This is a genomic window from Desulfonatronum zhilinae, from assembly GCF_900182865.1.
Classification (GTDB): Bacteria; Desulfobacterota; Desulfovibrionia; order Desulfovibrionales; family Desulfonatronaceae; genus Desulfonatronum; species Desulfonatronum lacustre.
This window is the reverse complement of the sequence record NZ_FXUJ01000006.1, coordinates 1-13,721: the sequence shown is the minus strand read 5'-3', so window position 1 is coordinate 13,721 and position 13,721 is coordinate 1. Positions and strand designations below refer to the sequence as shown.

Genomic DNA, 13,721 nt, shown 5'->3' with positions numbered 1-13,721 from the left:
AGGCGATTTCGTTCCTTTGATGGCGGGTGCGACAGCGTTTGTGCGGCCCATTGCTGGAATGGGCGAGATGATTTGGAAAAGGGGAGAATCCCATGTCGATAGAGAGTGTTTTTATACTGCTTTTCGGCCTGCTGGCCGGAGGTGCCGTGGTCCATCTGGCCCTGCGGCACATCTCCGGGACCAAGGTCAAGGAAGCCGAGGAACTGGCCGGGAAGATTCTGGAGGAGGCCCGCAAAGAGGCGCAAGTCCAAAAGAAGGAGCTCCTTCTGCAAGCCCAGGACGAGATATTTCGGCGCAAGAAGGAGCAGGAACAGGAACACCGGGACCGGGAAAGCGAACTGAAAAAACAGGAAACCCGGTTGCAGGAAAAGGAAGAACGGCTGGAGCAAAAGCTGGAAAAGGCCTCTCAGAAGGAGAGCGAGGTTGTTCTCCTGGAAAAAAATCTCATTCAGCGGGAACGGGATTTCGCGGTCCAGGAAGAACGGCTGGCGGAGATGACCTTGTCGCAGCAAAAACGGTTGGAGGAAATTTCCGGATTGACCGTCGAGGAGGCCAAGAAGCGGCTGATGGAAGAGATCGAGAGCCAGGCCCGACACGAATCGGCCAAGACATTGCGCCAGCTTGAAAGCGAAACCAGGGAAAATGCCGACCGCAAGGCCAAGGAAATTCTGGCCACGGCCATTCAACGCTATGCCGGGGAGTTCGTCACCGAACAAACCGTTTCTTCCGTGGCGTTGCCCAGCGAGGACATGAAGGGCCGAATCATCGGGCGGGAAGGACGCAATATCCGCGCCCTGGAGGCGGCCACGGGTGTGGACTTGATCATTGACGATACACCGGAAACCGTGATTCTTTCGGCCTACAGCCCCTTGCGCCGCGAGGTGGCCAAGCAGTCCCTGGAACGGCTGATCAGCGACGGACGAATTCATCCGGCGCGCATTGAGGATATCGTTCGCAAGGTCGAGCAGGAAATAGACGTCAAGCTTCGGGAATGGGGCGAGCAAGCCACCTTTGACGTGGGCGTTCACGGCATTCATCCGGAAATCATCCGTTTGCTGGGGCAGTTGCGCTATCGGACCAGTTTTTCCCAAAACGTTCTGCAACATTCCTTGGAAGTCGCCTTTGTCTGCGGAATCATGGCCGCGGAACTCGGCCTGGACGTAAAGAAGGCCAAGCGGGCCGGCCTGCTGCACGATATCGGCAAGGCCGTGGACCATGAAGTGGAAGGCCCTCATGCCACCATCGGCGCGGATCTGGCCAAGAAGTACGGAGAAGGCAAGGACATCGTTCACGCCATTGCCGCCCACCACGAGGAAGTCCCGCCCAAGAGCGTGATGGCCGTATTGGTACAGGCGGCAGACGGCCTTTCCGGAGCCCGGCCCGGGGCGCGCAAGGAGCTGTTGGAAAATTACGTCAAGCGCTTGGAGGATCTGGAAGGCATGGCCACGGGCATGGAAGGCGTGTCCAAAGCGTTCGCCATTCAGGCCGGGCGCGAGCTGCGGGTCGTCGTGGAGTCGGATCTGGTGGACGACGACAAGACGTTTTTGTTGTGCAATGATCTGACCAAGAAGATTGAGCAGAATCTGACCTACCCCGGACAAATTCGGGTTACCGTGATCCGTGAGCGGCGGGCGGTGGGGTATGCCAAATAATGAAAGGCCATGACATGAGTTGCAAGGAAGAGTGCTCCAAGAGGGTGGTGACCAAGGCCGAGCTGGAGCAAATTCAACGCGGCACGGTGGAGATCATCGACCTGGAAGAACTGAAGACCAAGATCGGCCGGGGCAAGCCCCTGCGGGTCAAGGCCGGATTCGACCCCACGGCCCCGGACATCCACTTGGGCCACACGGTACTGATTCAAAAGCTGAAGCATTTCCAGGATCAGGGCCATGACGTCATCTTCCTGATCGGGGACTTCACCGGCATGATCGGCGACCCTTCGGGCAAGTCCGAAACCCGCAAGACCCTGACCCGGGAAGCTGTCCTGGCCAACGCCGAGACTTACAAACGCCAGGTGTTCAAGATTCTCGATCCGGACAGGACCACGGTGGCCTTCAATTCGCACTGGATGGACGCCTTCAACGCGGCGGATTTCGTCCGGCTCTGCTCACACTACACCGTGGCCCGGATGCTGGAGCGGGAGGACTTTTCCAATCGTTACGCATCGGGCAAGCCCATCGCCATCCACGAGTTTCTCTATCCCCTGGTCCAGGGCTACGATTCCGTGGCCCTGCGGGCGGACGTGGAACTGGGCGGAACGGATCAGAAGTTCAACCTGCTCATGGGGCGGACGTTGCAGCGTGACTACGGCCAGGAGCCCCAGGTGATTCTGACCGTGCCGATCCTGGAAGGTTTGGACGGCGTGCAGAAAATGAGCAAGTCGCTGGGTAATTACATCGGTATCGAGGAGCCGGCCGGGGACATGTTCGGCAAGGTGATGTCCGTCTCGGATCAGCTGATGTGGCGCTACTACGAGCTGCTGTCCGACCGCTCTCTGGCCGAGGTGGCCACGTTGCGCGACGACGTGGACCAGGGTCGGCTGCATCCCAAGCAGGCCAAGGTCGAGCTGGCCCTGGAGCTGACGACCCGGTTTCATGGCGCGGAACAGGCACGGGCCGCCCAGGACGCCTTTGAGCGGGTCTTCGCCAGAAAGGAAAACCCCGAGGACATGGATGTTTTCCAGGCGACTCACGGCCCTGAAAGCCGGCTCCTGGCCATTTTGGACGCGGCGGACCTGTGCCCGTCCCGAGCCGAGGCCAAGCGCCTCTGCCGCCAGGGAGCCTGCACCGTGGACGGCGAGAAGCTCCATGATCCCGAGCAGGTTCTGGAGCCGGGAGAGTACGTGCTGAAGGTCGGGAAGAAGCGGTTTATGCGGGTTGTCGTCAGGTAAATGTCATTCAACGTATCATTATGAACATCTTCTGGCATCGATTGCGGATGGTCTTGGCCATGGTCAAGATCGAACACTCGGTTTTCGCCCTGCCGTTCGCCTACTCCGGCGCGTTCCTGGCGGCCGGCGGCTGGCCGGGGTGGCGGGTGTTTCTGTTGCTGACTTTAGCCATGGTCATGGTCCGTTCCTTTGCCATGGCCATGAACCGCATTCTGGATCTGCGCTACGACCGCCTCAATCCCCGGACCCAGTCTCGTCAACTGGTGACCGGAGAGCTGAGCGTCCGGTTCACGTCCTTTTTCGCCCTGGGCACGGCCCTGGTTTTCGTGTTGGCCTGTGCGGGCTTGAACACCCTGTGCCTGCTCCTGGCCGTCCCGGCCCTGCTCTGGTCCGCGGCCTACAGCCTGACCAAGCGCTTCACCTGGTTGTGCCATTTCTTTCTGGGCTCGGTCCTGGGGCTGGCCCCCGTGGCCGGATGGATCGCCGTTGATCCCCAGTTCGCGCTTCCGGCTGTGCTTTTGTTTTTCGGCGTGCTGTTCTGGGTGGCCGGATTTGATATTTTTTACGCGGCTCAGGACGTGGAGTTCGACCGATCCCACGGCCTGCATTCCGTTCCCGCCGCCTTCGGCCTGGAGACGGCCTTTGCCCTGGCCGGGTTCAGCCACGTCCAGGCGGCCCTGTTTTTTCTGCTGGCCGGCCTTGCCGCATCCCTGGGCTGGGTGTACCTGTTGGCCTGGGCTATTGTCGCCGCGGTTCTGTTCTGGGAACATCGCCTCATCTCCTCCAGGGACCTCAGCCGGCTGAATATGTCGTTTTTTACCTTGAACGGCGTGGTGGCGGCGTTATTGTTTTTCGGAGTATTGCTGGATCTTGCGTTTTGAGATGATCTGCTGGTGCGGATTTATGAATATGCTTCAATTACCGGATGAAAAGGAGATATTATGAAATTGAATGCAGGGGATTGCACGCTGTACAGTGGCGGCGCTACGGGCGCGGAGGCGGAATTCGGGGCCATGGCTGAGCGGTTTGGGGTCGCGGAAGTGAATTTCACCTTTGAAGGCCACCAGATCTCCCGGACCCGGGGCATGCGGGTCCTGACCCAGGAGGAATTGCGCCGGGGGGACGTCAGCATGACCTATGTCTCCCGCCTGCTGAACCGAACCTACTCCAACGCGCCGATCATGCGCAAAGTCCTGCAGACCATCTGGTATCAGGTCAATAACGGCATGGAAATCTACGTCATCGGCAGCATCCAGGAAGACGGCACGGTCAAGGGCGGTACCGGCTGGGGCGCTGAGTTCGCCAAAATCTGCAACAAGCCGCTCTTTGTCTTCGACCAGGCCAAAAACGGCTGGTTCCGCTGGGAGCAAGCCGCCTGGCATTCCCAGGACACCCCGACCATCGCAAACATCCATTTTACCGGGACGGGGACACGGTTTTTGGAAGAGAACGGAAAGAAAGCCGTGGCGGAGTTGTTCGAGCGCTCGTTTGGGTGATCTTTTCAAAGGCTTGAAACTTGATTCCTCCAGGAGGACGAAGTGGAACTGACCGCGGTGCTTACACCGGCCGAAGAGGGTGGGTATGTTGCGCTCAACCCGGAAACAGGGACGACGACTCAGGGAGAAACCGTGGAAGAGGCGATTGAGAACCTGAAAGAAGCCACGGCGTTGTATCTGGATGAGTTTTCTTCTCCGCTTCATGGCCATCCACTTGTCACGACGTTCAACGTACCCGTGAATGCCTAAATTGCCTCGCGTTTCCGGCGCGGATGTCGTCCGGGCCCTTGGACGCCTTGGGTTTGAAGTCATGCGTCAGTCTGGAAGCCATGTGGTCATAAGGCGTGATGCCCGAGGTTGTGTGGTGCCGTTGCACAAGGAAATCAAGACCGGAACCCTTGCCGGGGTTTTACGTCAGGCCGGAGTTTCTTCAGATGAGTTTATGGCGACGTTGTAAACGGCATTTGACGGTGGATCTCGATAAATTTTACCAACAAGGCCCCTCGCGGGCCTTTTTTATTCTCTTATGGCTGAATCCGTTATTCATATCCAAGGTGCCCGCCAGCATAACCTGAAGAATCTGTCTTTGGACATTCCGCGGGACAAGCTGGTGGTGGTGTGCGGGCCGTCCGGTTCGGGCAAGTCCACCCTGGCTTTCGACATTATCTATGCCGAAGGGCAGCGCCGCTACGTGGAGTCGCTATCGGCCTACGCCCGGCAGTTCCTGCCGCAACTGGACAAGCCCCAGGTGGACAAGATCGAGGGGCTGTCGCCGGCCATCTCCCTGGAGCAGCAGACCCTGACCCGCAATCCCAGGTCCACCGTGGGCACGGTGACCGAGGTCCATGACTACTTGCGGGTGTTCTACGCCCGGTTGGGCCGGATGAGCTGTCCGAAGTGCGGGCAAGCCATTGAGGCGCGCAGCCAGGATGAAATCATCCAGGCTGTTCTGGGGTTGCCGACAAAGACAAAGTTTTTGCTTCTGGCCCCCCTGGTGGAAAACCAGAAAGGCACGCAGCAGGATCTGATGCGCAAGCTGAAGGCCCAGGGGTTCGTGCGGGTGCGGGTGGACGGGGCGGTGCTGCCGTTGGAGCCGCTTCCGGAGATCACCAAGAATCAACGCCACACCCTGGAACTAGTGGTGGACCGCCTGGTGGCCGGTCCGGAGATCCGCCACCGCCTCGCGGATTCTTTGGAGCTGGCCCTGAAGTACGGCAAGGGCCGGATTTCCATTCAGATCGTGGACGGAGAGGAGATGGTCTTCAGCACCACTTCGGTGTGCACCCGGTGCGATATCAGTCTGCCGCCTCTTTCGCCGCAACTGTTTTCCTTCAACAGTCCCCAGGGAGCCTGTCCGACGTGTTCGGGCATCGGCAGCGTGGAGTACTTTGAACCGGACCTGCTGGCCCCGAACAAGGGTTTGAGCCTGCGCCAAGGCGGGATCATTCCGTGGCGCAAGGCGACGGCCTTGGCCAGGTATGCCGACGGATTGCAACAGCTGGGGCGGGTGCATGGGTTCACCTTGGATACGGCACTGGCCGAGTATTCGCCGCAAGCCTGGGAAGCCCTGTTCCAGGGTGATGCGAGCGTATCCTGGGAAGGGGTGGTTCCGCTTCTGGACCGGGGGCATCAGGTGCTGGGACCGGTCTGGCGGGACGAACTGTCCCGGTTCCGACAGAATCGGCCCTGCCCTGCTTGCGGGGGCGCTCGCTTGAAGCCCGAGGCCCTGGCCGTCCGGGTCGAGGGGCTGAACATTCATGAGTTTTGCGGCCTGCCCGTGGTTCGAGCCTTGGAATGGCTGCGTGATCGGCGGTTTACCGGACAGCAGGAACTGATCGCCGGCCCGCTGCTCAAGGAACTGGTCCACCGGCTGGATTTTTTGGTCCGGGTGGGGCTGGATTACCTGAGCCTGGCTCGGACCATGTCCACGCTCTCCGGGGGAGAGGCGCAGCGCATCCGGCTGGCCGGACAACTGGGCTCCGGCCTGGTGGGCGTGACCTATGTCCTGGACGAGCCGAGCATCGGGCTGCATCCTCGGGACAATGCCCGGTTGCTGGCATCGTTGCGGGACTTGCAGGAGCGGGGCAACACGGTGCTGGTGGTGGAGCACGACGAGGCCACGATCCGGGCCGCGGATCATGTCCTGGAACTGGGGCCCGGATCCGGAGCCCTGGGGGGCGAGTTGGTCTTCCACGGCACGGTGGACGGGCTGCTGCGCCACGAGGATTCCCTGACCGGGAAGTATTTGCGGGGGGATCTCGTTATCGCCGGACCTGAAAAACGTCGAAAAGGCAAAGACGCTTTGGCGCTGCACGAGGTGCGCACGAACAATCTGCGCGACCTGGACTGCACCATCCCCTTGGCCGCTCTGGTCTGCGTGACCGGCGTTTCCGGGTCGGGCAAAAGTTCCCTGGTTGTGGATTCTCTGTACAAGCACATCGCCTTGGCCAGAGGGATCAAAGTGGACACGCCGGGCAAGATCGGGGGGATCGAAGGCCTGGAGCGGGTGGAAAAAGTCATCGCCATTGATCAGACTCCCATTGGCCGGACGCCCCGCTCCAATCCGGCCACTTACACCAAGGTGTTCGACGAGATCCGCAAGATTTTTTCCACCACGGTGGAAGCCCGCAAACGTGGCTACGCTCCGGGGCGGTTCAGCTTCAACGTACCCGGAGGCCGCTGCGAGGCCTGCCAGGGGGACGGGCAGATCCGGGTGGAAATGCATTTCCTGCCGGACGTGTTCGTGACCTGCGAGGTCTGCGGCGGCCAGCGCTACAACCGCGAGACCCTGGCCATCGAATACAAGGGCCTGAACATTGCCCAGGTTCTGGACCTGACCGTGGCCGAGGCCCGCCGCTTCTTCACCAATTACACGGCTCTGGAGCGCCGCCTGGAGGTGCTCCAGGAAGTCGGGCTGGAGTATTTACGCCTGGGCCAGCCGGCCACGACTCTGTCCGGCGGGGAAGCCCAGCGGATCAAGATCTCCCGTGAACTGGGCAAGCGCAGCCTCCCCGGAACGCTGTACATCCTGGACGAACCCACCACCGGCCTGCACATGCACGAAACCGGAAAGCTGATTCACGTGCTGCAACGCCTGGTGGACAAGGGCGCATCCGTGGTGGTCATTGAGCACAATCTGGACGTGATCTGGGCCGCGGACCACGTCATCGACCTGGGCCCCGGCGGCGGCGATGCCGGTGGCCGTATCGTGGCCAGCGGTACACCCGAACAGATCCGGGACGACCCGGATTCGGCGACCGGACAGTTTTTACGAGAGATGCGGTGAAGGGATCGCGCTGATGGTTCTCAACGCGATCCTTGTTGACAAGGCTTCGTGCGCCCTATATAGGACAAAAAAAATCTCATTTATCCTTTATTTTGCAGGATGGAGACGCACAAATCATGATGTTGACCAAGGCTGGAGAGTACGCTGTACGCTGCATGCTCTACCTGACCACGGCGGGCACGGGGGGGGTTGTTGCCCGGCGAGATATTTCCGAGGCCATGGATATTCCCGGCCCGTTTCTGGCCAAGATCGCCCAGGAATTGGCTCGGGCCGGTTTGATTCAGATCGTGCAGGGTGCGCGAGGCGGTTACAGGCTGCTCAAGGCGCCGGAGGAAGTGACGCTGTTGGACGTGGTCGAGGCGGTTGAAGGGGAGATTTTTTTGAACGAGTGCATTATTCGTTCGGACGGTTGCGGGCGAAGTGATTTTTGCGGGGTGCATCAGGTCTGGCAAAAGGCCAGGGCGGGGTTGCGGGAGACCTTGAGCGTTCCGCTGTCCGAATTGAAGGACGTTGCTGACCGCTCTTGCCGACCATGACGGCGGAGACGATATGACGGTCTGGAATTTTCAACAATAAGGAGGCTCAGTAATGGACGTATTGTTGTTGTCGCGATTGCAGTTCGCCTTCACAACCTTTGTGCACTTCATCTTCGTGCCGCTGACCCTGGGGCTGTCGCTCCTGGTGGCGTATATGGAGTTCAAGTGGGTGCGCACCGGGGACGAGGTGTACAAGCGGATGGCCAAGTTCTGGGGGAAACTCTTCTTGATCAACTTTGCCCTGGGCGTGGTCACGGGTATTGCTCTGGAGTTTCAGTTCGGGACCAACTGGGCTCGGTATTCGGCTTATGTGGGAGACATCTTCGGCTCGCTGCTGGCCATTGAGGCGACCCTGGCCTTCTTCCTGGAGTCCACGTTTTTGGCGGTCTGGATTTTCGGTTGGAATCGGCTGTCCCCCAAGCTGCACAACGCCAGCATCTGGCTGGTGGCCCTGGCGGCCAATGTGTCGGCGTTCTGGATTCTGATGGCCAACGGCTGGATGCAGAATCCCACGGGATTCGTGCTGCGCGGGGATCGCGCCGAGCTGGAGAGTTTCGCGGCCTTGGTCACCAACCCCTTTGCTTGGCAACAGTTTTTGCACGTCCTTTTTTCGGCGTATGTACTCAGCGGTTTTTTTGTTTTGGGCATTTCGGGCTGGCATCTGGCTCGGGGCAGTAACGTGGATTTTTTCAAGCGTTCCTTTCAAATCGCCGCTCCCTTTACCCTGGTCTTCGCCCTGGCTCTGGTGGTGCAGGGGCATCATCACGGCTCCACTGTGGCCAGATATCAACCGGCCAAGCTGGCGGCCATGGAATCCCACTGGGACACCATGAACCGCGCCCCCCAATATTTGTTCGTGATTCCGGATCCGGCCAATGAACGTAATTTGGTTGAAGTTCTGCCCGTTCCCGGCGGCTTGTCCATGCTTGCCTATCATTCCTTCGACGCGGAGGTGACAGGGTTGAAGGATTTCCCCGCGGAGGACCGCCCGCCGGTGTTGCTGACCTTCGTTTCCTTCCGGACCATGGTCGGACTGGGGTTCCTCTTCCCGGCACTGGCCGCATGGGTCTGGATCCGGCGCAAGAATCCGGAATCGTCTCCCGCGTTGCTCCGCGTCCTGCCCTGGGTGATCCCCTTGCCTTACATCGCCATCCAACTGGGCTGGCTCGTGGCCGAGGTGGGCCGCCAGCCATGGATCGTGAACGGGATCATGCGCACGGAGGACGCCTTTTCCGCGGGGATCAGTGTTGGCCAGGTGTGGTTCTCGTTGCTGCTTTTCGGTCTGATTTACGGGCTGCTGGTGGCGGTGGACATCTACCTTTTGATGTATCATGGGCGAAAGGGGCCCAAATCCTCCGAGGACAAGAAAACCGCGGCGTCGGAATCCGGCTCCGGTTTTTCCGCGCGGCCCGAGGGAGCGTCGGCCTGATCTTGTCGGCTGATCCGGTCGGCATGATTCGAACCCAATCGACCATCAAGGAGATAACGATATGTTGGAAACCACATGGTTCATATTGTGGGGCGTGCTCTGGGCGGTCTATTTCGCCCTGGACGGATACGACCTGGGGATGGGCACGCTGATGCCCTTTCTGGCCAAGGATGAGCGGGATCGACGGATCATGTACAATGCCGCCGGTCCTTTTTGGGATGGCAACCAAGTCTGGTTGATCACCGCCGGCGGGGTCACCTTCGCGGCCTTTCCGGCCACGTACGCCGCCTTGTTCAGCGGTCTGTACACGGCGTTGATGCTCTTGTTGTTCGCCCTGATCCTGCGCGGCGTGTCTTTCGAGTTCCGGCGCAAGGTGGACAGCGAGCGCTGGCGCAAGGTCTGGGATTTTTGCCACGTCTCGGGCAGCTTTTTGCCGGCCCTGCTGCTGGGCGTGGCGTTCGCGAACATTTTTCAAGGCATTCCGCTCAACGCCCAGGGGATCAATGAAGGTGGGCTGCTGGATTTGCTCAACCCCTATGGTTTGCTGGGCGGGGTCTTGTTCGTGCTGATGTTTTCCCTGCACGGGAGTTTGTGGCTGGGCGTCAAGTCCGAAGGGCCCATCGCGGACCGGGCCGCGGCCATGGCCGAGAAGCTGTGGCTTGCCCTGATGGCCGTGGTGGTCCTTTTCCTTGTGATGACCGCCTTCGCCACCAGTCTTTTCGATAACTACCTGAACAATCCGCTCTTGTTCGTCGTGCTGCTCCTGGCCGTGATCGGGCTGATCCAAGCCCGCGTCTTTCTGGGCAAGCGGTCCATGCTTCTGGCCTGGGGGGCTTCGGCGGTGAGCATCATCAGCGTGACCCTCTTCGGAGTGATCGGCCTGTTCCCGGCGCTTTTGCCCTCCAGCCTGGATCCGGCCTACAGCATGACCATCGCAAATTCCGCTTCGAGCCAACTGACTCTGAAGATCATGTTGGGCGTGGTCCTGGTGTTCGTGCCTCTGGTCATCGCCTACCAGGCGTGGTTGCATATCACCTTTGCTCATAAGATCACGGATGCGGATCTGGAGTACGAGGAAGCCTACTGATAGCCGACCTCCAACGCTTCATCCTGAAGTGGACGGTGGAAACCGTTCAAGGGATCGAAAAGACCCGCCCTGGCTGAGTTTTCAGCCAGGGCGGGTCTTTTTTGAGCGATGCCGATTGCGGGGTTAATTCCGGTCGATTGGATATGTCTTGACCAGAACGTCCGTGCCATCGGAGTCCGTGACCACGAATTGAACCCGGGTCACGTCGTCCAGGTTTAAATCCGGAGGTAAGTGCAGACGCGTGGAAACGGGACGGAAGTTGCGGATGCTGAACCGGGGGATTTCCTCGTTGCCCAGGGCCGGAGCGGTGTGGTCGCCCTTGCTGAGGAAGGATACGGAGATAGACCCGGAAATGAGTTCGTTGGAAAGATTGCGGATCTCGAAGTCCGCACGAAGGTTCCCTGGTCTGCGAGTCAGTTGCATATTGTCCAGTTCGACCATTTGCAGACTCATGTCCGGGCGTACCGTTGGGGCTTCCTCAGAGTCTTGAGCTTGTTCTTGAACTGCGGTCTGGTCCGGTGCAACTGCCGGCGAGGCTGGTGCCTCGGGAAAGGCTTCATGTGGAGCCGCCACGTTCTCGGCCTGCTCTTGAAGCGGCTGCGAGGCTGGGAACTCAGGAGGCTGGGAGGGCAAAGGTTCCGATGAGATGGGGGGCGAGTCCGAGATCTGGGGGGTGGCTCCGTTGTCCGAGCGGAGCTGGAACAGTGCCGTTCCTCCTCCCGCCAGTACGACCAGCACGAGGGAGGCGACCCCGATTTTCCACCCCGAAGACGACCTTCTGGCGACGGGCAGGCTCTGTGAAGGGGACCACATGGCATTGCCGCTCGTGAACCGTACCTCACCCAGGGCGTTGCCGATCACTGATGGATCAAGCTTCAGGAAGCGAGCATAATTCCGAATAAACCCCTTGATGTAGACCGGATTCGGCAAAGGGGTTTCATCACCTTCCTCAATGGCCTCCAAAGCGGAGACGCCGATTTTGGTGACCTTGGCCGCGGCCGGGAGTTCCACGCCCTGCCGCAAGCGTTCCTCCTTGAGAAGCTTTCCAATTTCCCGCAAGTCCATGCACATCCTCCAGACGGATTGTTTTCACGCTGTTGCCAAGCTTGGTTTCGTAGAGCCTTTCAGGCCGGGTATCTACTCAGCACATTTTGCGTCCGTTCATGCTCCGGCAATCGGGGTCGGTATCGGTATCGGAACAGAAAGAAATCAGAACACATCCCAGCGTTTTCGATCCCGATCCCGATTCCGACTCCGACCCCGGAAACGGTATTACTCTATCTTTAATCGATACTCACATCTACAATTATTCCGTCGTCTCTTCGCCTGAGCCAACCGTCGACGGGAAGTCGGCTTGGTGCGGCTTGATGGCCTGACCCAGCCAATCGATGGTCCGGCCGAGGTGCCGCATGTTTTGCAGGCCCTCCGCGTCCTGAAGAACGTCTCCTTTGTTCAGGCCGAAGCCCAGATTCCAGTAGGACGAGCCTGGAACGATCATGGACGACATCAAAAACATGTGATTGATGGTGTCGAAGACGTGCGTCCCGCCGCCTCGACGGACAGCGACCACGGCGGCCCCGATCTTGCCTCGCAACGCGCCGCCGTTGGCCACGCTGACCAGGCCGAGGCGATCCAGCAGAGCCTTCATTTCGGCGCTGACGTCGGTGAAGTAGGTCGGAGATCCGAAAATCAACGCATCCGCGGTCCACGCCTCGGTCAGAACGTCGTTGCAGCCATCCTTGGTCACCGCGCAGCGCATATCCTTGTTCTCGAAACACTTGTAACAGGCGATGCAGCCGCCGACCTTTCCTCCTCCGACCTGAAGCAGTCGCGTCTCCCAGCCGGCTTGCTCAAGTGGGGCCAGAACGTTGCGCAAGAGGATTTCCGTGTTTCCACCTTTTCTGGGGCTTCCATTTACGGCCAAGGCTTTCATCTGTTCATTCTCCTTTGTGTCTGTTTTGCCGCGCCCAGACAGGTAAAGTGAGGGACGCGCGAATTGAAAACGTAGCCTTTTTCCAGTTGCGTGACCAGCAGTCCGGTTTCGGTTGATCTCGCGATGTGTTTCTTGTGTGTATCTTCAATTGTTTTAGGGTGTTGCTTGGTTTTGGCTTGTTGGGAAGCAATGGACCCGATGATTGCCTGGTGATTGTCAATGTAAGGGCAAGTGGCGCGGGATGTTCAGCAGGTGCGTAAGGAAAGGATTTACATTGCTTTGGACGTTGGCTAAGGGCATGTCATGTGCTGAAAGGCAAAGGGCTCGAACCGAGAAATGAGTTCCTTGGCCACCAGTGTTCACTCGTATGGTAAACCGTTAAGCTTTCAGGAGGACGACAATGACTCGAAGTCTCAATTGTGTTTTTGCCGGCAAGTCCGCAAGTGCGATTCCTGGCGGTGATTTCAAAGAGTGGATTGTGAACGAAGCTAATAATCTTGCCGTCACCGGCTGGGTCCGCAGCTTGCATGATGATCGCCTTGAAGTCCTGGCCCAGGGTACCGAAGAGAACCTTGAGAAATTCCGTGTCCATCTTCTTCAGGGCCCGCCCTTCAGCAAGGTGGAAAACCTGGAATGCAAGTGGATCGAATATGAAAAGGCATTTTCTTCCTTTGAGCTTCGACAGTAGGTTCCCAAGGGTGAAGGCCTCGTTGCCTTGAGGTTGCCGAGGATAATACGGAACACCGGCTCCATGGAGCCGGTGTTTTCTTTTTTAAGAGCCTATTTTACCATCTGAATTCATTGGCGAAAAAATATTTTTTAAAAATTCAGAAAGTTTTTGTTGACAGTGCGGGGGAGTTCTTTTAGATACTGTCGTTTCGCGGCGAGCACTTCCGGCTGGTGAGTTTGGGTCGGTTTCGTGGTCGTCGGGCATGAGTTCTTTGACAATGAAATAGCGAGGGGGAGACGAATTATGGTTTATAGCCATGATTCATTTTGAGCGATTTATTAAGTGGAGAGTTTGATCCTGGCTCAGAATGAACGCTGGCGGCGTGCCTAACACA

13 protein-coding genes are annotated in these 13,721 nt (G+C 58.8%); 11 read left to right on the top strand and 2 right to left on the bottom strand.

What is annotated here, in order from left to right; genetic code table 11:
* Window positions 1-92: 92 nt before the first annotated feature.
* The 10 genes from rny to cydB all read left to right on the top strand — a co-directional run bounded on the left by rny (window position 93) and on the right by cydB (window position 10,724).
* Window positions 93-1,652 carry a ribonuclease Y gene (gene rny / locus AC559A_RS06650; protein ID WP_028572217.1) on the top strand — a complete coding sequence of 520 codons (1,560 nt, stop codon included), beginning with the start codon at window positions 93-95 and terminating at the stop codon, window positions 1,650-1,652.
* Window positions 1,653-1,666: 14 nt separating this feature from the next.
* On the top strand, window positions 1,667-2,890 hold the full coding sequence (tyrS, locus tag AC559A_RS06645; protein WP_498816976.1) for a tyrosine--tRNA ligase: 1,224 nt from the start codon (window positions 1,667-1,669) through the stop codon (window positions 2,888-2,890).
* A gap of 20 nt (window positions 2,891-2,910) precedes the next feature.
* A complete protein-coding gene (locus AC559A_RS06640; protein ID WP_498816974.1) occupies window positions 2,911-3,771 on the top strand; it encodes a 4-hydroxybenzoate octaprenyltransferase in 861 nt (286 codons plus the stop codon).
* 60 nt (window positions 3,772-3,831) lie between these two features.
* Window positions 3,832-4,386: a hypothetical protein gene (locus AC559A_RS06635; protein ID WP_035261614.1), complete on the top strand. Its 555-nt coding sequence runs from the start codon at window positions 3,832-3,834 to the stop codon at window positions 4,384-4,386.
* Window positions 4,387-4,428: 42 nt separating this feature from the next.
* Window positions 4,429-4,635: a type II toxin-antitoxin system HicB family antitoxin gene (locus AC559A_RS06630; protein ID WP_028572213.1), complete on the top strand. Its 207-nt coding sequence runs from the start codon at window positions 4,429-4,431 to the stop codon at window positions 4,633-4,635.
* A complete protein-coding gene (locus tag AC559A_RS06625; protein ID WP_084031985.1) occupies window positions 4,628-4,843 on the top strand; it encodes a type II toxin-antitoxin system HicA family toxin in 216 nt (71 codons plus the stop codon). The genes AC559A_RS06630 and AC559A_RS06625 overlap by 8 nt, the downstream gene beginning before the upstream one ends.
* 69 nt (window positions 4,844-4,912) lie before the next feature.
* On the top strand, window positions 4,913-7,672 hold the full coding sequence (uvrA, locus tag AC559A_RS06620) for an excinuclease ABC subunit UvrA (RefSeq protein WP_028572212.1): 2,760 nt from the start codon (window positions 4,913-4,915) through the stop codon (window positions 7,670-7,672).
* Between the two features lie 116 nt (window positions 7,673-7,788).
* Window positions 7,789-8,208: an RrF2 family transcriptional regulator gene (locus tag AC559A_RS06615; RefSeq protein ID WP_028572211.1), complete on the top strand. Its 420-nt coding sequence runs from the start codon at window positions 7,789-7,791 to the stop codon at window positions 8,206-8,208.
* A 52-nt stretch (window positions 8,209-8,260) separates the two neighbouring features.
* The gene (locus tag AC559A_RS06610) at window positions 8,261-9,637 is read left to right on the top strand and encodes a cytochrome ubiquinol oxidase subunit I (RefSeq protein WP_498816971.1); all 1,377 of its coding nucleotides are present in this window, start codon (window positions 8,261-8,263) and stop codon (window positions 9,635-9,637) included.
* A gap of 61 nt (window positions 9,638-9,698) precedes the next feature.
* Window positions 9,699-10,724: a cytochrome d ubiquinol oxidase subunit II gene (gene cydB, locus AC559A_RS06605; protein ID WP_498816969.1), complete on the top strand. Its 1,026-nt coding sequence runs from the start codon at window positions 9,699-9,701 to the stop codon at window positions 10,722-10,724.
* Window positions 10,725-10,847: 123 nt separating this feature from the next.
* Here the strand turns inward: cydB and AC559A_RS06600 are convergent, their stop codons facing one another.
* Window positions 10,848-11,789: a helix-turn-helix domain-containing protein gene (locus AC559A_RS06600; RefSeq protein WP_498816967.1), complete on the bottom strand. Its 942-nt coding sequence runs from the start codon at window positions 11,787-11,789 to the stop codon at window positions 10,848-10,850.
* A 241-nt stretch (window positions 11,790-12,030) separates the two neighbouring features.
* Entirely contained in the window at window positions 12,031-12,657 is a 627-nt protein-coding gene (locus tag AC559A_RS06595; protein WP_028572208.1) for a flavodoxin family protein, read from the bottom strand.
* A 400-nt stretch (window positions 12,658-13,057) separates the two neighbouring features.
* On the opposite strand from AC559A_RS06595, the gene AC559A_RS06590 reads away from it, so the two are divergent.
* Entirely contained in the window at window positions 13,058-13,345 is a 288-nt protein-coding gene (locus AC559A_RS06590; RefSeq protein WP_028572207.1) for an acylphosphatase, read from the top strand.
* The last annotated feature ends 376 nt before the right edge of the window (window positions 13,346-13,721 follow it).